This is a genomic window from Marinithermus hydrothermalis DSM 14884 (assembly GCF_000195335.1).
GTDB classification, from domain to species: domain Bacteria; phylum Deinococcota; class Deinococci; order Deinococcales; family Marinithermaceae; genus Marinithermus; species Marinithermus hydrothermalis.
Genome location: NC_015387.1, coordinates 815,672 through 833,822, shown reverse-complemented (window position 1 = coordinate 833,822; position 18,151 = coordinate 815,672). Strand labels below are relative to the sequence as shown.

The 18,151-nt window shown below is 66.5% G+C and carries 16 protein-coding genes, 1 pseudogene and 1 riboswitch; of the genes and pseudogenes, 6 read left to right on the top strand and 11 right to left on the bottom strand.

What is annotated here, in order from left to right:
- Positions 1 to 71: 71 nt before the first annotated feature.
- The 8 genes from secD to hisA all read right to left on the bottom strand — a co-directional run bounded on the left by secD (position 72) and on the right by hisA (position 7,926).
- A complete protein-coding gene (gene secD, locus MARKY_RS04360) occupies positions 72 to 2,291 on the bottom strand; it encodes a protein translocase subunit SecD (RefSeq protein ID WP_013703660.1) in 2,220 nt (739 codons plus the stop codon).
- A gap of 74 nt (positions 2,292 to 2,365) precedes the next feature.
- Positions 2,366 to 2,680 (bottom strand): hypothetical protein, encoded by a 315-nt coding sequence (locus MARKY_RS04355; RefSeq protein ID WP_013703659.1) that lies wholly within the window; start codon positions 2,678 to 2,680, stop codon positions 2,366 to 2,368.
- A gap of 18 nt (positions 2,681 to 2,698) precedes the next feature.
- Positions 2,699 to 4,420, bottom strand: a complete 1,722-nt coding sequence (gene infB / locus MARKY_RS04350) for a translation initiation factor IF-2 (protein ID WP_013703658.1) — start codon at positions 4,418 to 4,420, stop codon at positions 2,699 to 2,701.
- Entirely contained in the window at positions 4,326 to 4,682 is a 357-nt protein-coding gene (locus tag MARKY_RS11600; protein ID WP_013703657.1) for a YlxR family protein, read from the bottom strand. The genes infB and MARKY_RS11600 overlap by 95 nt, the downstream gene beginning before the upstream one ends.
- Complete coding sequence (gene nusA, locus MARKY_RS04345; RefSeq protein ID WP_013703656.1) at positions 4,675 to 5,868, bottom strand: transcription termination factor NusA; 1,194 nt, start codon at positions 5,866 to 5,868, stop codon at positions 4,675 to 4,677. Before nusA ends, MARKY_RS11600 begins: the two co-directional genes overlap by 8 nt.
- A 13-nt stretch (positions 5,869 to 5,881) precedes the next feature.
- Positions 5,882 to 6,325 (bottom strand): ribosome maturation factor RimP, encoded by a 444-nt coding sequence (rimP, locus tag MARKY_RS04340; RefSeq protein WP_013703655.1) that lies wholly within the window; start codon positions 6,323 to 6,325, stop codon positions 5,882 to 5,884.
- Between the two features lie 100 nt (positions 6,326 to 6,425).
- A complete protein-coding gene (locus MARKY_RS04335) occupies positions 6,426 to 7,220 on the bottom strand; it encodes a DNA-formamidopyrimidine glycosylase (RefSeq protein WP_013703654.1) in 795 nt (264 codons plus the stop codon).
- Complete coding sequence (gene hisA / locus MARKY_RS04330; protein WP_041657814.1) at positions 7,213 to 7,926, bottom strand: 1-(5-phosphoribosyl)-5-[(5-phosphoribosylamino)methylideneamino]imidazole-4-carboxamide isomerase; 714 nt, start codon at positions 7,924 to 7,926, stop codon at positions 7,213 to 7,215. Before hisA ends, MARKY_RS04335 begins: the two co-directional genes overlap by 8 nt.
- 152 nt (positions 7,927 to 8,078) lie before the next feature.
- On the opposite strand from hisA, the gene MARKY_RS04325 reads away from it, so the two are divergent.
- The 5 genes from MARKY_RS04325 (at position 8,079) to MARKY_RS04305 (ending at position 13,833) form a co-directional block, all read left to right on the top strand.
- Positions 8,079 to 8,951: an ABC transporter ATP-binding protein gene (locus MARKY_RS04325; protein ID WP_013703652.1), complete on the top strand. Its 873-nt coding sequence runs from the start codon at positions 8,079 to 8,081 to the stop codon at positions 8,949 to 8,951.
- Positions 8,948 to 9,682, top strand: a complete 735-nt coding sequence (locus tag MARKY_RS04320) for an ABC transporter permease (protein ID WP_013703651.1) — start codon at positions 8,948 to 8,950, stop codon at positions 9,680 to 9,682. Before MARKY_RS04325 ends, MARKY_RS04320 begins: the two co-directional genes overlap by 4 nt.
- 52 nt (positions 9,683 to 9,734) lie before the next feature.
- Positions 9,735 to 9,890, top strand: a riboswitch (cobalamin riboswitch).
- A 161-nt stretch (positions 9,891 to 10,051) separates the two neighbouring features.
- Positions 10,052 to 10,456 (top strand): acyl-CoA thioesterase, encoded by a 405-nt coding sequence (locus tag MARKY_RS04315; RefSeq protein ID WP_013703650.1) that lies wholly within the window; start codon positions 10,052 to 10,054, stop codon positions 10,454 to 10,456.
- Entirely contained in the window at positions 10,453 to 12,822 is a 2,370-nt protein-coding gene (locus MARKY_RS04310) for a ribonucleoside-diphosphate reductase subunit alpha (protein WP_013703649.1), read from the top strand. The genes MARKY_RS04315 and MARKY_RS04310 overlap by 4 nt, the downstream gene beginning before the upstream one ends.
- 12 nt (positions 12,823 to 12,834) lie before the next feature.
- Positions 12,835 to 13,833: a ribonucleotide-diphosphate reductase subunit beta gene (locus MARKY_RS04305; RefSeq protein ID WP_013703648.1), complete on the top strand. Its 999-nt coding sequence runs from the start codon at positions 12,835 to 12,837 to the stop codon at positions 13,831 to 13,833.
- 49 nt (positions 13,834 to 13,882) lie between these two features.
- On the opposite strand, the gene MARKY_RS11875 is transcribed toward MARKY_RS04305, so the two are convergent.
- From MARKY_RS11875 to MARKY_RS11870, 3 genes and pseudogenes are all read right to left on the bottom strand, one after another.
- Positions 13,883 to 14,056, bottom strand: a complete 174-nt coding sequence (locus MARKY_RS11875; protein WP_013703647.1) for a hypothetical protein — start codon at positions 14,054 to 14,056, stop codon at positions 13,883 to 13,885.
- 39 nt (positions 14,057 to 14,095) lie between these two features.
- Positions 14,096 to 15,004, bottom strand: coding sequence for an arginase (gene rocF / locus MARKY_RS04300; RefSeq protein ID WP_013703646.1), 909 nt, complete (start codon positions 15,002 to 15,004; stop codon positions 14,096 to 14,098).
- Positions 15,005 to 16,327: 1,323 nt separating this feature from the next.
- Positions 16,328 to 17,441, bottom strand: a pseudogene (locus tag MARKY_RS11870) (transposase).
- 153 nt (positions 17,442 to 17,594) lie between these two features.
- Here MARKY_RS11870 and MARKY_RS04290 point away from each other — a divergent pair.
- Positions 17,595 to 18,137, top strand: a complete 543-nt coding sequence (locus MARKY_RS04290) for a YceD family protein (protein WP_013703645.1) — start codon at positions 17,595 to 17,597, stop codon at positions 18,135 to 18,137.
- The last annotated feature ends 14 nt before the right edge of the window (positions 18,138 to 18,151 follow it).

Sequence of the window (18,151 nt, the reverse complement as noted above, 5' to 3'; positions counted from 1 at the left end):
GGGCAAACGCCCTAGGGTAGGGCCACTAAAAAAGCACCCCGCCTTAGGCGGGGTGCCGCGCGAACCCATTGCTACGCCTTGGCCTTGGCGCGCTGCGATTGCTCCCGGGTCTTCCACCACACCACCAGCGCGGAGACCACGTAGATCGAGGAGTAGGTCCCTACGAAGATCCCAACGAGGATCGCAAGGGAGAAATCCCGCAGCACCGGCCCCCCGATGAAGAAGAGGGAGAACAGGGGAAGCAGTGTGGTGAAGGAGGTCATCACGGTACGGGAGAGGGTCTGGTTGATCGCGGTGTCCACGAGCTCCTGGTAACTCACCCCCCGCATCACCCTTAGGTTCTCGCGGATCCGGTCCGAAAGGATGATCGAGTCGTTGATCGAGTACCCGATGATGGTCAGGAGGGCCGCTACGATCGGGATCGTGAACTCGAGGCCCAGCAGGCTGAACACCCCGGCGGTGATCGCGACGTCGTGCCCCACCGCGATGATGCTCGCCACGCCGAAAACCCAGTCGAAGCGGAAAGCCATGTAGATCAGGATGAGGCCCAGCCCCGCGAGCACCGCGAGCACGGTGTTACGCCGCAGCTCAGCCCCGACGGCGGGCCCCACGGTCTCGGACTGGAGGACCTCCGCGTTCAGCTTCTCCTGGAACAACCCCGCGAGCTGAAGGCGCGCCTCTTGCGAGAGCACCCCCACGCGCACCGAGTACTCGCGCGCGTCGGAGATGGGGCTTTGTACCGCGGTGATCACCGCGTCCTTCCCGGAAACGCCTTCGATCCCGGCCTCATCCAGGAAGGCCCGCACGTCCTCTACACCCACCGTGCTCGGCGTGCGGATGAGGTACGCGGTACCGCCGGTGAAGTCGATCCCGTAGTTGAACCCCTTGGTGAAGACCACCCCGGCCGCGACGAGCGCCAGCACAAGGGTCGCGCGGGTGATCACGCGGGCGTGCTTGAGGAAGGGGATCCGGGTACCCCAGATCCAGTAGGGCAGGCGCACCTCGCCGCGCTGCGCGATGCGCTCGAGAAGGTAGCGGCTGAACACCAGGTTGGAGAAGACCGCTGCGATGATGCCGATCGAAAGCATCACCGCGAACCCGCGCACCGGACCGGTCGCGTACTGGTACAGCGCAGCGGCAGCCAGCAGGGTGGAGATGTTCGCGTCCAGGATCGTGACGATCGAGTGCCGGAATCCGTCGGGAATCGCCTGGCGGAGCTTCTTGTCGTAGCGCAGCTCCTCCTTGATGCGCTCAAAGGACAGGACGTTCCCGTCCACCGCCGCGCCGATCGTGAGGATCAAACCGGCGATCCCGGGCAACGTGAGCGTGGCCCCGAGGCCCGAGAGCATCCCGAGCACCAGCACCGCGGTGTAGATAAGGCCCAGCGAGGCCACCAGCCCGAACCAAGGGCCGTAGTAGAGGAAGATCACCACGAAGATCAGCAGGCCCCCCACCACCGAGGCGATCACGCCGGAACGAATCGCGTCCGCCCCGAGCGTCGGGCCGATCGCGCGGAGCTCTTCCACGTGCACCGCGACCGGAAGGGACCCGCTCCGAAGCACCAGCGCGATCTCGGAGGCCTCCTCCAGACTTCCCAGCCCGTCGATCACCGCCTGGCCATCGAGGATCGCTTGGCGGATCACCGGCGCGCTGTACACCCGACCGTCCAGCACGATCGCGAGCCGCCGCCCAACATTCGCCCGGGTCACCTCCGCGAACTTCTTCGCGCCTTCCGGGGTGAAGGTCATGGAGACCTGGGGACGCCCGAAGCTATCAAACACCGTGTTCGCGGTCTCCAGATCCGCGCCCGTCAACAGCGGCGGCCCGAGGTCCTCGAGCTTCATCAAGCGCGCCTCGAGCTCCGAGCGGTCGAGGTTCGGGTTACGCCGGAGCTGCTCGTTGATCTGCGCGACGGTCAGGCCGGTCGCGTCCTCCTTAACCACCCGAAACTCCAGCACCGCCCGCTGGCCGATGAGCTTCAAGGCCTTGTCCTGATCCTCCTGGGATAGGCCCGGCAGCTCGATCAACACGCGGTTAGTCCCCTGAATCTGGATCAGGGGTTCGGCCACGCCTAGGGCGTTGATCCGGTTTTCGATCACGGTTCGGACGCGCTCGAGGTCGTCCGGGTCCGGTTCGGGATCGTCCGTTTGCAGCACGATCCGCAGGCCGCCCTTGAGGTCCAGTCCGAGCTTGACCTTGGGCTCCGCGGGAGCCCAGGGCTTCCAGATTCCGAGTAGGGCCGCGAGAAACACCCCCAGCAGCAGGATTCCAGTTACGGTATTGCGTCGCATCTGTACCCCTCGCTTTCGATCCTGTTCGTGACGAAAAGGCCTAGGGTCGCTTGCCGCTCAGTGCCTCCCGGGCCTTACCCGCCATCCTGCTGCAATCGCCCGTACCGCAGGTACAGTCGCGGTTCCGCCAGGACCGGCGCGCGGTAGACTCGCCGCGCCCCCAGCCCTGGCGCACCCATCACCGGGGCGTCCACCGTGAGGGGAGGTAGCGTAAAAACCAGGGGCAGCGAGCGGTGCCCGGACTCCCCAATATACAGCACGGGGGCGGCCCACCCCGCATCCTCCGCCGCCACCGCGCGGGCCGGGAGGGGCGGCAGGGCCAGAAGGGCTAGGGCCACCACCCCCAGCCCCACGAGCGCCCCGTACTCCCAGCGCTTCACCAAAGGCACCGCGACGCGCCTCCTCGGTTAAACCTCCGTCACCTCAACCACCTGGATGGCCTCGAGGACATCCCCCTCCTCAAAGGCGTCGAACCCCGCGAGCTTCAAGCCGCACTCGTACCCCGCGGCCACCTCGCGCACGTCGTCCTTGAAGCGCTTGAGGCTTTCGATCCGACCGCGCCAGACCTCCTCGCCGCCGCGCAGCACGCGGATCTCGGCGTTGCGCACGATCTTGCCGTCCGTGACCATGCACCCCGCGACGTTCCCGCCCTTGGGCAGCTTGAAGATCGCGCGCACCTCGGCGTGCCCGATCACCTCCTCGCGGTAGGTGGGCTCGACCTGCCCTTTCACCATGACGCGAACCTCGTCGATGAGGTCGTAGATCACGCGGAAGGACTTGAGCAGCACGCCTTTCTTCTCCGCGGCCTTCTTCACCGATCCCGCCGGGTTGACGCCGAAGGAGAGGATCGCCGCGTTCGCGGTCGAGGCGAGCAGAATATCCCCCTCGGTCGGCGCGCCCACCGCGGCGAGCATCACGTTGATTTTGACCTCGTCGGTCTCCTCTTTCGCGAGGATGCCCTTGATGGCCTCGAGCGAGCCTTGGGTGTCGGCGCGCAGGATGAGGTTGATCTCCTTCTGCTGCCCTTCCTGCATCTGCCGCAGCAGGTCCGCCATGCTGCGTACCCGGCGGCGCTCGGCCTCCTCCTCCTCGCGGCGCTTCCGTTCTTCCTTGCGCTCTTCGCTGATCTCCTTCGCCGCGGCCTCGTCCGGAACCCACTCCAGCACATCCCCAGCGGTTGGAAGTTCGCTAAAGCCCAGCACCTGCACCGCGGTGGAAGGCCCGGCCTCCTCGAGGCGGACGCCGTCCGCGTTCATCATCGCGCGGATGCGGCCCCACACCTCGCCCGCCACCACGTGGTCCCCGATGCGGAGGGTGCCCTCCTGCACGAGGATGGTGGCGAGCACCCCCGCGCGCTTGTCGAGCTTAGACTCGATGATCACGCCCTTGGGTTCGGCCTCCGGGTCGGCGCGGAGGTCCTCGAGCTCGGCCACGAGGAGGAGCATCTCGAGCAGCTCGTCCACACCCTGGCCGGTCTTCGCGCTGATCGGCACGACGATCGCGTCACCGCCGTAAGCCTCCGGCACGAACCCTTCGCGCATCAGGTCCTGCATCACGCGGTCCACGTTGGCCTGGGGCAGGTCGATCTTGTTGATCGCGAAGATCATCGGGATGCCCGCAGCCTTGGCGTGCGCGATCGCCTCCCGGGTCTGCGGCATCACCCCGTCGTCCGCCGCCACCATGATGATCGCGATGTCCGCCGCGCGCGCACCGCGCTCCCGGATCGTGGTGAAGGCCTCGTGGCCGGGCGTGTCGATGAAGACAATGCGCTTGTCCCCTACGTGAACGTCGAAGGCCCCGATGTGCTGCGTGATCCCGCCGGCTTCACGCTCCGCCACCCGGGTCTTGCGCAGGTAGTCCAGCAGGGTGGTCTTCCCGTGGTCCACGTGCCCCATCACCGCCACGACCGGCGCGCGGTGGGGCAGGGCCTTGCGGGCCTCCTCGGCTTTACGCTGCTCCTCCAGCCCCCGCTGTTCCCGAACGATCTCCTTTACCGCCTCGGCCGTCTCGGCGTCCAGGGTGGAGGCGTGGGACTTATACTCCACCCCCATCGTGTCCAGGAGCTCCATGAGCTCCGCGCTCTCCATCCCCAGTTCCCTGGCCAGTTGGTAAATGCGCACCTTCGCCATCCCTTACTTCTCCTCCCAACACCGCTTGCAGCTCGAGCGCAAGCCGGGCCGCGCTGCCTCCGGCGAAGCGACGCAGGCGTTTTTCCTCCCAGCACGTGGGGGTGTCAGGGCACACGTACGCCCCGCGGCCCGGCCGTTTGCCCGTACGGTCAATCACGAAGCCTTCCGGGGTCCGCACGATGCGGAGCAACTCCCGCTTCGGCCTGCGCCGACGGCAGGAGACGCACATCCGCACCGGAACGTGCCCCTTAGCCTTAGCCATCGCTTTCCTCTTCTTCTTCTTTCGTGGCGTCCACGAACAAACTCTCGAAGCGCGCCTTCGCGTCGGAGCTGATGGTCACGCCTTCTTCCTTCTCCGCGGCTTTGGCCAGCGCCTCGTCCAGGTCGCTCACCACCTCGGCTTCCTTGAAGTCGATCTCGTACCCGGTGAGTTTCGAGGCGAGACGGACGTTCTGCCCGGCCTTACCGATCGCGAGGGAGTGCTGGTCCTTGGCGACCGTTACCGCGGCGTGGCCGGTCTCGGGATCGATCTCGATCGCGCCGACCGTCGCGGGGGACAGGGCGTTGCGGATGAACTCCCGCGGGTTCGGGCTCCACTGGATGATGTCCACCCGTTCCCGCCCGAGCTCAGCGCTCACGGCCTGAATGCGCTGCCCCTTATGCCCGATGCACGCGCCGATCGGGTCCACGTTGGGGTTATGGCTCATCACTGCCACTTTGCTACGGCTGCCGGGCTCGCGAGCGATGGCCTTCACCTCAACCACCCCCTCGGCGATCTCCGGCACCTCCTGCTTGAGAAGGTAGCGGAGCAGCTCCTCATGCGCACGCGACACGATCAAGCTCGGCCCCTTCGAGGAGCGCTGCACCTCCTTCAGGTAGACTTTGATCCGCTGGCCGGGGTAGTACCGTTCGGTAGGGATCTGCTCCCGGGGCGGCATCAGCGCCTCGCCGCGCCCCAGATCCACGTACACGTTCCCCCGGTTGTCCACGCGGGTCACCTGGCCGGTGAGGATCTCGCCCTTCTTGTCCTTGTACTCCTCGTACACCCGGTTCCGCTCGGCTTCCTTGAGGCGCTGGGTGAGGATCTGCTTCGCGGTCTGCACCGCGATGCGGCTGAACTCCTCCGGGTCCACCGGGAACTCCATCTCCTCCCCCACCTGCACCTCAGGGTCATAGGTCAAGGCGTCCGCCAGGGCGATCTCCCGCTCGGGGTTCTCCACCTTTTCCACGACCCGCTTGATCTCCAGCACCTCGATCGTGCCCTGCTGCGGGTCCAGGTGCACCTCCACCAGCGGCCCCTTGCCCTCCTCAACCTCCTTGGGGCGAAACCCCTTCTGGCGAACGTACGCCTTAGCCAGGGCCTCCTCAAAAGCTTGAATCAGCTCCTCTGGGCTCACGCCTCGCTCGAGCGCTACGTGCTGCAAAGCCTCCACGAATTCCTTATTCATGCGTGCCTCCTTATTACCTCGGTTCGCTCGGCCACTCGGCCAGATTCGCCTTAAACGTCCCGAGCTTAAGCGCGCGTTCCTCCCCCGTGGCGAGCGCGAAGGTCACCACATCGCCCTCAACCCGCACAATGCGCCCCGTAAACCGGCCCTCGTCGCTCTGCACCTTCGCCTTCAAGCCCATAAAGCGCTCGAAGTGCCGCGCCGTGATGAGAGGCCGGTCCGGCCCCGGGGATTCCACCTCGAGCCGGTACGCCCCCGGAATCGGGTCCAGACGGTCGAGCTCGAGGCTGATCACCTGGGAGGCGCGCTCGAGATCCGCGAACGATATGGGCTGCTCGTCGGCCCGCTCGAGCCGCACGGTCAAGACCCGCGTCTTCCCCCCACCCTTTAGGGTAACCTCGAGGACCTCGTATCCCAAGGGGCGCACCACCGCTTCGATCACATTCCACAGCTCCATCTCGACTCCATCCCCTCACGAATGAAGGGTGGGTTTTGCACCCACCCCCGCCTACAGGGATCCAACGCTGCCTTTAGTGTAACACGCCCCCGATCTAGGCTCAAGCTTGGCAGCGGGGGCAAAAATGCGTGCCCCGTCCGGCCACCACCGCTTTCAGGATCGGGGTGCCGCAGCGCACGCACGGCGCGCCCGGCCGCCCGTACACCTTGTGCTGCACCTGAAAGCGCCCCAGTGCCCCGTCCGGCCTCCGGTACGTGCCGTCCTGGAGCGTTGATCCGCCCGCAGCCACCGCCTCGGCGAGCACCTCGCGAATGGCCGTGTACAACCGCGCTATCGCCCCGACCTCCAAGGTGTTCGCGGGACGCGCGGGATGCACCCCCGCCCGCCAGAGCGCCTCGTCTGCGTAGATGTTTCCAAGCCCCGCCACGACCTCTTGCGCGAGCAGCACGGCCTTTACTCCTCGAGCGGTGCGCGCGAGTCCCTCCCGGAAGCCCTCGAGGGTGAAGGCGTCGCTCAAGGGCTCCGGCCCCAGGCGATCGAGGAGCGGAATCTCGCGGTACGCGCCCGCCGGCACCACCCACCACCGCCCAAAACGCCGTGGATCGTTGAAGTACAGGGGACGATCCGGAACCTCGAGCCGCACCCGGACGTGCGGGCCTTCCGCGAAACGAAACCCGCCCGTCATGCCAAGGTGCACGACCAGCTCCAGACCGCCCTCGAGGGCGGCGATCAAGAACTTGCCCCGCCGTCTCAGGACCTCGACGCGCCGCCCTACCGCATCCTCGGTTCGGCGGTAACGCGCGGGGTCCGTGTGGTGAATCGCCCGGATCGCCCGGCCCTCGAGGTAGGGCCGGAGGGCCTGGCGGGTGGTCTCGACTTCGGGCAGCTCAGGCATCCGATCCCACCCAGCGGGAAAGCTCGATTTTTCCTTCGTATAGGGCCTTCCCGGTGATCGCGCCGTCCACGCCCAACGCGCTCAAGACCTCGAGGTCCTCGTCGGAGGCGATCCCGCCCCCCGCGATGAGGAACCCTGGCCAGGCCGCGCGCACCTGGCGGAGTATCGCATCGTCCACGCCCGCCAGGGTCCCGTCGCGGCGCACGTCGGTGTAGATCAGGGTCTGCACGCCCATCGCGTGCAGCTCGGGTGCCAGCTCGCGAAGGTCCCGACCCGTTCCCTCGACCCACCCGGAGACCACCACCTCCAGCCCGCGGGCGTCGAGGGAGACCGCCACCCGCTCCGGCCCGAAGGTGCGGAGCATCTCCGCCAGCACCTCGGGCGCCTTGACCGCGATCGTGCCCACCACGACCCGATCCGCGCCCAGCTCGAGGAGGGCCTGGGCGTCCTCCAGGCTGCGCACGCCGCCGCCGACCTCGAAGGGCACCTGGGCGTGCGCGGCGATCCGGCGGAGCGCAGCACGGTTCTCGCCGCGTCCTGTGGCTGCGTCGAGATCCACGAGATGCAGGTACGCCGCCCCTTGGTCCTGCCAGTACAGCGCCGCGCCGAGGGGGTCCTCGAAGTATACGGTCTCCTGGGTCGGGTCGCCTTTATACAGGCGTACGGCCCGACCACCCTGGATATCCACCGCGGGAATAACAAGCATCAACGGGAATTCTAACAGAATCTTCCCCTCCCTCTCCCAACCCTGGCATAATGAAGGATGCCGCGTCTCGCGCATGAGCGTTCCTACGCGCTTTCCTAGTGGCCTAGCCGTAGCCCGCAACAAACCGGGTTAGGGTTCCAGACAGGAGATTTATGGAAACCATCGCAGAACTTGTGGGGGTTAGCAAGCGGTTCGGTGCAGTCGAAGCGCTTCGGGAGGTGGACCTCGAGGTCCACCCGGGCGAGCTCCTCGCCCTCCTCGGGCCCAACGGCGCGGGCAAGACCACCGCGATGAGCCTGCTGCTCGGCCTCCGGCGCCCGGACCGAGGACGGGCGCGCTTATTCGGCCGGGATCCCCGTGACCCGAGTGCACGTCGGTACGTAGGCGCAACCCCTCAGGACACCGGGTTCCCCCAGACGCTCACCGTAGGGGAGGTGGTGGAGCTGGTGCGGGCCCACTACCCTGACCCCTTACCGCGCGCGGAGGTGCTGGCGCGGTTTGGGCTCGTCCACCTCGAGCGCCGGCAAACCGGCGGGCTTTCTGGCGGGGAAAAGCGCCGGCTCGCGGTCGCGCTCGCGTTCGTGGGGAACCCCAGGCTCGTGGTGCTCGACGAACCCACTACCGGCCTCGACGTGGAGTCGCGCCGCGCCCTGTGGCAGGCCGTTCGGGCGTACGTGCACGACGGCGGAACCGTGCTCCTCACCACACACTACCTCGAGGAGGCCGAGGCGCTGGCCACGCGCGTGAGCGTCCTGCATCAAGGACGCGTGATCGCTGACGGCAGCGTCGACGAGATCAAGGGCCGGGTGGGGCTCAAGCGCGTGCGGTTCCAGGCCCCCGTGGTGCCTGAACTGCCGGGCGTGGCCAAGGTGGAGCGCGCCCATAACGGCGTCACGCTGTACACCGCGGACGCGGACCAGGTGGTGCGGGCCCTGGTTCGTTCCGACGTGCCGTTTCAGGATCTGGAGGTCCTTCCCGTCAGCCTGGAGGAGGCTTTCCTGGTCCTCACGGGAGGTGCGGCATGAAGCTTGTGTGGGCTCACTTCAAGGCGGAGGCGCTCGAGTTGTTGCGCCAGCCGGGATATCTGATCCCCACGATGCTGTTTCCGGCGATGTTTTTTTGGTTCTTCGCCGCCCCCAATGCGGATACCGCGTACTCGGCGAATTTTCTGACGGCTTCCTTCGCGGCGTTTGCGGTGTTCGGCGTGGTCTTCTTTCAGTTCGGGGCAAACATCGCTCAGGACCGCATCCTGCCCTGGAGTGCGTATTTGCGCACGCTTCCGCTCGCCCCGAGCGTGCGCGTGGCCGCACGGGTGCTTTCCGCCCTGGTCTTCGCTACGGCCACGGCCTCGATCGTGGTGCTCGTAGCGCACCTCACCACGCCGGTCGCGTTTCCCGCCGGGGCCTGGCCACGCTTCGTGCTGGGCCTTCTGGCAGGCAGCGTGCCCATGGCCTTGCTCGGTGTAGCCTTAGGGTACTGGGCCCGCCCAAAGGCCGCCTTGCCCTTAGCGAACCTGGTGTACCTGCCGCTCTCGTTCGGCGGGGGGTTTTGGATCCCGCCGGACTTCCTGCCCGGATTTATCGCCGAGATCAGCCCGTACCTGCCCACCCGCCAGTGGGGCGAGGTGCTTTGGCCCGTGGTTACGGGCGCGTCCTGGACGCTGGCCCCGTGGTTGTGGCTCGTAGGGTACACCCTGGTCTTTGGGGGGCTTGCCGTGTGGGGGTACCGCCGCGATGAAGGAAGCCGGTTCGCCTAGCCCCTTGCCCCAAACCCCAACATCCTGTAGAATCCATGCCGGACACCCCCGCATATGGGTGTCCGGCCGCGGTGCCCCACCGACAGGTGGGGACGCCCAGCCCTAGGGGCGTTGGGGGAAGTCCGGTGCAAGTCCGGCGCTGTCCCGCAACGGTAACCGGGCCTCCGCCCGGAAGCCCGAGTACCCACATCGCGGCCTAACGCCGTAGCCCTCGAGGAAGGGCAAAGGTGGTGAGGCCTGTGCAGGACACGAGCTAATCCTACCCCCCAAAACCCGACCGGCACCTCCCGGCCCTCCTGGCCGGTGAGGCAGACCCCAGGTTTCGCGCCTTCCATAGCGGTCCGCGCCGCTCATGGAGTAAGGAGGAGTATGCCCCAGCATACCCAACGCCCAGCCGAGACCCGCATGGTCTACCCCATCTTTCCCGGGGACACCAACCACTACGGCACCCTGTTCGGCGGCCAAGCCATGGCCTGGATGGACCAGGCCGCCTTCATCACCGCGACCCGCTGGGCGCGCCGCAAGGTCGTCACCGTGCACTCGAGCGCCATCGATTTCAAGCATCCCGTGCCCCAAGGCTCCATCGTTGAGCTCGTGGCCTGGATCCAGCGCACCGGCCGGACCTCCATGACGGTCGAGGTCGAGATGTGGGTGGAACCCATGCAAAAAGATGAACGGCGGCTCGCCTCGCGCGGGGCGTTCGTCCTGGTCGCCCTGGACGAGGAAGGCCGCCCCACCCCCGTCCCCCCCCTCCCGGAAGGAGGCCCGTCGTGAACGAGGCCCGCCGACTTCTGAACACCCTTGCGCGTCCCCTCGGCCCCGCGGGCGAGGCCGCCCGCCAGCTGATCGCGGCGGACCTCGAGGCCCTAAAGGGGACCGGAGAAGCCGAGGCGGTGCTGCTCGCGGCTGCCACGCAAAACATCCACCTGGAGCCCGCCGCCTCCCAGATCGCGGTGCGCGTGCTCTTGCGGCACAACTACCGCGAGGCCCTCGGCACCCCCACCCCCTCCCCCGCCGCGTACCGGCAGGGGTTCATTCGTTACGTTCAGAACGCCATCCGGGAGGGGTACCTCGACCCCCGACTGGGAGATCTGGACCTGGAAGCCCTCGCCACCACCCTCCGGCCCGAACGGGACGCCGAGCTGCCCTACGCCGGCCTGGTCGCCCTCCTCGACCGGTACGTCGTCCGGGATCTCGTAAGCGGCCGCGTCCTCGAGACCCCACAGTTCCTCTTCATGCGCGTCGCGATGGGTCTGGCGCTCGCCGAGGCGGAGCCCCTCGCGTGGATCCCGCGCTTCTACGAAGCGATCTCCCGCCGCCGGGTCCTCCCCTCCACCCCCACCCTCTTCAACGCCGGCACCCCCCACCCCCAGCTCTCCAGCTGCTACCTGTGGGTGATCGAGGACAGCCTCGACGCCATCCTCGACGGCCTTCAAACCTTCGGGAAGCTCGCGAAGTACGCGGGCGGGATCGGCGCAAGCCTCACCAAGCTCCGAGCTAAAGGCGCGCCGGTCCGCGGGATCAGCGGCCACTCGAGCGGCGTCATTCCCTTCCTCAACGTGTACGACGCCTTGATCCAGGCTGTGAACCAGGGAGGGCGCCGGAGAGGCACCATGGCGGCCTACCTCGAGCCCTGGCACCTTGAGGTCGAGGCCTTCCTCGACCTGCGCAAGAACACCGGGGACCCGTACCTCCGCGTGCGCCGGCTGAACACCGCCCTTTTTGTGCCCGACGAGTTCATGCGACGGGTGGAGCGGGGGGAGGCGTGGTACCTGTTCGACCCGCAGGTCGCGCCCGATCTAGCCGAAACCTGGGGACGGGCGTTCGACGAGGCCTACGCCCGCTACATCCAGGCCGCGGAGGCCGGCCAACTGCCGCCCCGATCCTGGAAGAAGCTTCCCGCACGGAAGCTCTACCGCGAGATCCTCGCCGTCCTGCAGGAGACGAGCCACCCGTGGCTGGTCTTTAAGGACGCGGGCAACGCGCGCAGCGCACTCGCCGCCGTGGGGATGGTGCACTCCTCCAACCTGTGCACGGAGATCTTCCTGCCCACCAGCCAGGAGGAGATCGCCGTGTGCAACCTGGCCTCCCTCAACCTCGCGGCCTACCTCCAGCGCGGCCGGATCCAGTGGAGGGCACTCGCCAAGAGCGCGCACCTCGCGATGCGCATGCTCGACAACGTGATCGACCAGAACCTCTACCCCGACCCGCGCGCCGAGCAGAGCAACTGGAACAACCGGCCGGTCGGCCTGGGAATCATGGGGTTCAGCGAGGTCTTCAGCCGCCTGGGCCTCGCCTACCCCGATCCCGAAGCGTACGCGCTGACCGACCGCATCACGGAGTACGTGAGCTACCACGCGATCCAAGCCTCCGCCCTCCTCGCCCGGGAGCGCGGCGCCTTCCCCCGGTTCCCGCGCACCACCTGGGCCCAAGGCCGCCTGCCCCTCGACACGCTGGAGGACCTCGAGCGCCTCCGCGGGGCTCCCGTCGAGGTGAGTCGGGAGGCGCGACTGGACTGGGACGCCCTCCGTCCCCTCGTTCAAAAAGGCATGCGTAACAGCACCGTCATGGCCATCGCCCCCACCGCTTCGATCAGCCTGATCGCGGGGACCACCCCAAGCCTCGACCCCTACTACGCCAACGTGTTCAGCCGCAACAACCTCTCCGGGAAGTTCCTCGAGGTCAACCCGGTTCTGGTCGAGGCCCTAAAGCGCGCGGGGCTTTGGGAGGAGGTACGAGAGCGGATCGTCGAGGAGCGCGGGGACCTGAGCGAGATCGAGGCGATCCCCGAACCCCTCCGCCGCCGCTTCCCCACCGCGTACCAGATCCCCCCAACGGCGTACATCGAGCACGCAGCCCGCGCCCAAAAATGGGTGGACATGGGCGTCAGCCGGAACCTGTACCTCCAGGAACGCAGCCTGGAGGCCATGGAGGCGGTGTACCTGGAGGCGTGGCGGAAGGGGTTGAAGTCCACATACTACCTGTACGTCGCGCCGCGCATGTACGCGGAACAGAGCACCGTTCGGGTCAATAAGGCCAGGAAACGCCCGAAATGGCGGTTGGAGGAGATGGCCTTCACCCCCGAACGGCCCGAGATCCAAGACCCCAGCGAGGACGCCCTCTGCGAAGGGTGCCAGTAAAGGAGGTGCGGTGTGAAGCGCGATCACCGGTTGTTCGGCCCCCCGAGCCTAGAGGCGATCGAGCTCTTCCCCCTGGCCCACCCCTGGGCCTACGCGCACGTGCAGCAAGGCAAGCACAACACCTGGTTCCCCGAGGAGGTCCCCCTGGGGGAGGACGTGCGGGACTGGCACGAGAAGCTCACGGAGGAGGAACGCCACGCCGCGAGCCTCCTCCTCGGGTTCTTTAACCCCATGGAGTCCCTGGTGACGCAGAACCTGGTACTCGCGATCTTCCCGTACGTGCGCGCTCCCGAAGCGCGGCTCTACCTGGCCCGCCAGATCTGGGAAGAGGCCAACCACACCATGGCCTTCGAGTACGTCCTCAAGACCCTTCCCGTGGATCGGGAAAAGGTATTCGCCGCGCACCGCGAGGTCCCGGCGGTGCGGGCCAAGGAAGCCTTCCAAACCGCCCTCACCCAAGCGCTATTGCAACAACACCCTCTCGACCTCGAGACCCGCTCGGGCCAGGAGGCCCTCCTCAAGAACCTGGTGGGGTACTTCGTGGTGCTCGAGGGGATCTTCTTCTACGCGGGGTTCCTCCTCGCGCTCTCCTGGCGCCGCCGCAACCTGCTCAAAGGGCTTGGTGCCATCATTGACTGGACGCTCAAGGACGAGAGCCTGCACCTCTCGTTCGGCCTGCACCTCATCACCGGGTTCCTCGAGGAGTACTCCGAGGTCATGACGCCGCGGCTGGCCCGGGAGGTCCGGGGGCTGATCCTCGAGGCGGTCCAGCTCGAGCGCGCGTACAACCAAGCGCTGTTGCCCCGCCCCATCCTGGGCTTGAGCGCCGAAACCCTGAACGCTTACGTGGAGTACGTGGCCGACCGGCGGCTCGAGGAGTTGGGGCTCGAGGCGGCTTTTGGCACGCCGAACCCCGCGAAGTGGATGGCGACCGAGGTGGATGTGCCGGAGATCGTGAACTTTTTTGAGGCCGTGAACACCAGCTACGAGGTGGGCAACCGCCGCGAGTGAGGCGACTGCCCTAAGGCGCGGGCGGGGCGCAGAGCGCCCCGCCTGGGGTTTATACGCGGTTTCGTTTTTGCTTCCGGGAGGTGAGGAACAGCGTGACCGCGGGACCTAGAAAGAGGGAGAGGGCGAACCACGCCCACCCCGGCTGTCCTTGTTTTTGCGCGAAGAAGGCGTTTAGGGCCGCGAGCGCCAGCCAGAGCAACCAGTAACTTTGACTGCCGTCCATGGTCACCCGCTATTATACGCGATCCCGGCCCCAAGCAGTCTAGAAGATCTGTTTGCCCAGTAGGCTCGCCGCGAGCTCCACCATGATCTCAGCGGTGCGGTTTTCCTGGTCGAGGATGGGGTTCACCTCCACCAGGTCCAGGCTGGTCACGATCCCGGCCTCCGCCAAGAGCTCCATCAATAAGTGCGCCTCGCGGTACGAAAGCCCGCCGGGGACCGGGGTGCCCACGCCGGGCGCGACGGTCGGGTCGAGGACGTCCGCGTCCAGCGAGACGTGCACCTTGGGCAGGCCTCGGAACCGCTCGATCGTCTCGGCGGCGATGCGGGAGATGCCGAGCTGGTCCACCTCCTTCATCGTGTAGACGGTGACGCCAGCCTCGCGCAGCAGGAGTTTCTCGCCCGGATCGAGCTCGCGAATCCCGATCAGGACCACGTCCTCCGGGCGCACCTTGGCCCCCTCCCACCCGATGTTTACGAGCTGCGGGTCCCCGAAGCCGCACAGCGCCGCGAGCGGCATGCCGTGGATGTTCCCGCTCGGGCTGGTCTCGGGGGTGTTGAAGTCCCCGTGGGCGTCCACCCAGATCACGCCGATGCGTTCCCCGCGGCTCGCGCCGGTGATCGACCCCATGGAGATCGAGTGATCCCCCCCCAGCACGATGGGGAAGGTGTCCTCGGGCATTTTTTTCAGGCTCTGCACGGTCTCCTCGCAGGCCTGTCGGATCGCTTGGAGGTGGTGCAGCCCTCCCGGGCTCCGGCCGTTCTTACGGCTCAGGGTCTCCACCACCGGGACCTCCACGTCCCCGTAGTCCAGCACCGCGTACCCCAGCTGCCGGAGGGCGGTATGCAGCTGGGCGTAGCGGATCGCGCTCGGGCCCATGTCCACGCCGCGCCGCCCCGCGCCGAGGTCCATCGGAACTCCCAACACCCCAACCTTGTTCATGGTGCCCATTGTAGCAAAAAATCGTGTTTATACCGAGTGAAACTTAATTCTTTCATTATGCATACCAATACGCAACCCGGCGTGACTGGACTGAAGGGACTAGGGAGGGGGAAACGAAGGCTTGCCCCCTGGAGTTCCTGGCCAAGATACAAAAGGGACCGCCCCCACACCCCTCAAAGAGTCTCAGACGTGCTGACCGACTACGGGTCATGTAAAAAACTCGGTTGAGTAAGAGGGGAGCCCTTAGTCTGGTTCTGCCATGAAGCCGACTGAGGACTCCCCGAGCTCCATCGTACCCTGTCCCCACTGCGGAGCCACCCGTGAGGAGAGCGGGGGCTACCGCAGACGCAAGCTGCGCACCTTTCGGGGCATCCAGGAAGTCAGAGTCAAACGGATCCGCTGCGCCCAATGCAAGCGCCAGAAACGAGCTCTCTACCCGGAGGACTGCCCTAGAAGCCGCTGGTACGCGATCTCCATCCAGGAGCACTTCCTCATCCTCGCAAGCCATCGCGCCCCTGAAAGCGTCCAAAACGATCTCGCCAAGAACCTGGGCTTCCCCCTCACCCGTCCCACCCGCCTCCGCTGGCTCAGGTCCGCGGGGGCCAGGGCCAAACGGCTCCTTCAGCGGGAGAACCGTCTTCTCCGAGGGCGGGTGTACTGGGGGAGTGTGGATGAATGGGCCTTTGGCCGGGGCCCCAAGGGGTACGGGTACCTTTACTTTGAGGCTTGGACGGGTTGCCCGCTGTGGGGAGACCTTGGCCATCGGCGGCGTTACGAGCGGGTGCGGGAGCTCCTTTGGAGGTTACCTCCAAGGCTGGGGGTGGTTTCGGACGGGGCGCAGGAGGTAGGGGAGGCGTTGGGCTGGTTGGGGCGGAGGCTGCTTTGGGCCCGGTGCGCTTTCCACCTGATGCGGGAGGTACGGGCCAAGGTGGACCGGAAGGCGTGGGGGGAGATACGGGAGGGTCTGAGGGTGCTGCGGGGGCTTGGGCCTGGGGAGAGGGAGGCGTTCTTTTGGAAGGAGCTTCTGCCCCGGTGGGGTAAGGCCTTGGAGGGCTGGGTGCGGGCTTGGGAGGGGTTGCAGGAGGCTTGGGGGGCCGAGGTACCGCCTCCTTGGACAAACAACGTGGCGGAGGTAGGGCATGGGCGATTGTGGCGGCGGCGCAGGCGGAGGGTGTTGCGGAGCCTGGAGGTGGGGGAATCCTGGTTGATGGTGGGGCTTTACCGGATGCGGCATCGGCGGATTGGGGAAAAGAGCCCCTGGGAAAGGCTTACGGGAACTCTTTCCCCAGAGTGCTGGTGGAGGCCCCTGGTGGGGAGGATAAAAGGGTCAACTCAAAACTTGCACCTCCCGCATATCCCGCATAAACCTTCACCCCCTCCCCCCGGCGGCCAGAGACCCAGGGCATAGAGCTCCCGCAGGGCGAGCTGCACCACGAGCTCAGGCAAGAGAACCCGCGCCGCCCGCTCCCTGGCCTCCCGCCAGCTTCCTTCCCCCTCCATGCCCACCCAGTGGGCCAACAGGTAGGCCAGAAGGGAAAGCACCAGAAAACGGTGCACCCCCAAAGCCGTCCGCTGCCCAAACTGCCCCAGGGAGAACTCGCTTTTCGCGGCGCGGAAGAAGTGCTCTATGGCAAACCGCCTCTTTCCCCAAGTGAGCGCCGTCCGGGGCGTGGCGGGAAAGGTGGCCACCACGTACCGCCACTCCCAGCCCCCTTGGGGCAGGGGGTAGCGGTACCAGGCCACCCAGACCGGGAAGGAAAGCCCCCAAACGGTAGACCCGGCTCCCCTCGCCGCCTGAGGTCCCCAAGCCTCTCCCCTTCCCGCAGCCTCCGGTCCCGCCGCATCCCCACCACCGCTTCAAACCCAACCGCTTCACCCCGAAAAGGAACCGGGTGGTGCCAAAGGCCGCATCCGCGGCCACCCGTATCCGGAAGGCCCGGCGCATCCAGGGGGGCAGAGAGGCCAGGAGGCTTAGGGCCAGGCGGGAGAGGGCCTTCTCCCCCTTGCCCCGCCAGAGGCGGTAGGCCCAAGGGATGCGGAGGTCTCCGTAGACGAGGTAGAGGACCACCAGATGGAGTCCCCACTTGCCGTGAAAAAAGGAGAGGGGCAGGGCCTGGAAACGGCCCCGCTTCTCCAGAGTGACTAGGTCCAGGACCACCAGGAGACGGGGCTTGGGGCCTTTTTTCTTTCTGGCCCGGTCCAGGGCTTTCTCGGCCTCTTTTCTTGCCAGGCGGATGAGAGCGCGGGTGGGCCAGGGGTAGCGGTTGAGGAAGCGAGAGAGGGCGGAGGGGGACTTGACCTGGCTGTGCTGGGGTCTGGCCTTGCCGTGGCCGTGGAGGAGGAGCAAGAGCAGGGCCTTGAGGGATTCCTGGAGGTGGGGGCTTGGCAAAAGGGCCAGGAGGGTCCAAAGTAGGGACAGGGCCGCTTGGGTCATGGCACCCGTCATCAGACGGGAAACCAGCGGCCCCTTTCAAGTGGTCCTGGCGCATAGGTATCCCCAGGGTGCATAAGTGCAAGTTTTGAGTCAACCGACTTTTTTACATGAGTCCCGACTACACGAGCTTGACACTCCCCCCACCCCTCCGTATACTCTAGTGGGATGGACTATAGCGAAGTCCAAAGCATTAACCTCGCCAAACTGCTCCATGAACCCGGCACCCAAAGCGCGAACGGCGTGATCCGTGACCGGATCGAGGTCGGGGAAGAGCAATTTGAATTAGAAAACGACGCCACCTGGAGCGTCACCGTCACCCATACGGGAAACGAGTTCTTTCTTTCCGGTGAACTGCACGGCACCGTGCGGCTCGAGTGCCGCCGCTGCCTCACCCCCACCCCGTACGCGATCAACGCGTACTTCCAGCACCTCCTGCAGTACGACCCCGAGGTCGAAACCCTCACCCTAATCCAGAACGCCGAGGACGAGGACGTCTACCTCTTCAGCGACCCGAACCTTGACCTCAGCGCCTTCCTCGCCGAAGCGTTCGTCCTCGAGCTCCCCTACACCGTCCTTTGCCAGGAGGACTGCCGGGGCTTGTGCCCGGTCTGCGGGGCTAACCGCAACGAGACCGATTGCGGGCACACCGAGGGTCAGGGGCTTCGAAACCCCTTTAGCGCACTAGGGAAGCTGCTGGACGAGGTGTAACATCTAACCCGCGT

What these genes read in the sequence shown, in the direction of transcription:
- infB (WP_013703658.1), bottom strand. Translation starts at nt 4,420, where the DNA reads ATGGCGAAGGTGCGCATTTACCAACTGGCCAGGGAACTGGGGATGGAG.
- MARKY_RS04315 (WP_013703650.1), top strand. Translation starts at nt 10,052, where the DNA reads ATGCCCCAGCATACCCAACGCCCAGCCGAGACCCGCATGGTCTACCCC.
- MARKY_RS11875 (WP_013703647.1), bottom strand. Translation starts at nt 14,056, where the DNA reads ATGGACGGCAGTCAAAGTTACTGGTTGCTCTGGCTGGCGCTCGCGGCC.
- rocF (WP_013703646.1), bottom strand. Translation starts at nt 15,004, where the DNA reads ATGGGCACCATGAACAAGGTTGGGGTGTTGGGAGTTCCGATGGACCTC.
- MARKY_RS04290 (WP_013703645.1), top strand. Translation starts at nt 17,595, where the DNA reads ATGGACTATAGCGAAGTCCAAAGCATTAACCTCGCCAAACTGCTCCAT.
- MARKY_RS11600 (WP_013703657.1), bottom strand. Translation starts at nt 4,682, where the DNA reads ATGGCTAAGGCTAAGGGGCACGTTCCGGTGCGGATGTGCGTCTCCTGC.
- hisA (WP_041657814.1), bottom strand. Translation starts at nt 7,926, where the DNA reads ATGCTTGTTATTCCCGCGGTGGATATCCAGGGTGGTCGGGCCGTACGC.
- secD (WP_013703660.1), bottom strand. Translation starts at nt 2,291, where the DNA reads ATGCGACGCAATACCGTAACTGGAATCCTGCTGCTGGGGGTGTTTCTC.
- rimP (WP_013703655.1), bottom strand. Translation starts at nt 6,325, where the DNA reads ATGGAGCTGTGGAATGTGATCGAAGCGGTGGTGCGCCCCTTGGGATAC.
- nusA (WP_013703656.1), bottom strand. Translation starts at nt 5,868, where the DNA reads ATGAATAAGGAATTCGTGGAGGCTTTGCAGCACGTAGCGCTCGAGCGA.
- MARKY_RS04320 (WP_013703651.1), top strand. Translation starts at nt 8,948, where the DNA reads ATGAAGCTTGTGTGGGCTCACTTCAAGGCGGAGGCGCTCGAGTTGTTG.
- MARKY_RS04325 (WP_013703652.1), top strand. Translation starts at nt 8,079, where the DNA reads ATGGAAACCATCGCAGAACTTGTGGGGGTTAGCAAGCGGTTCGGTGCA.
- MARKY_RS04335 (WP_013703654.1), bottom strand. Translation starts at nt 7,220, where the DNA reads ATGCCTGAGCTGCCCGAAGTCGAGACCACCCGCCAGGCCCTCCGGCCC.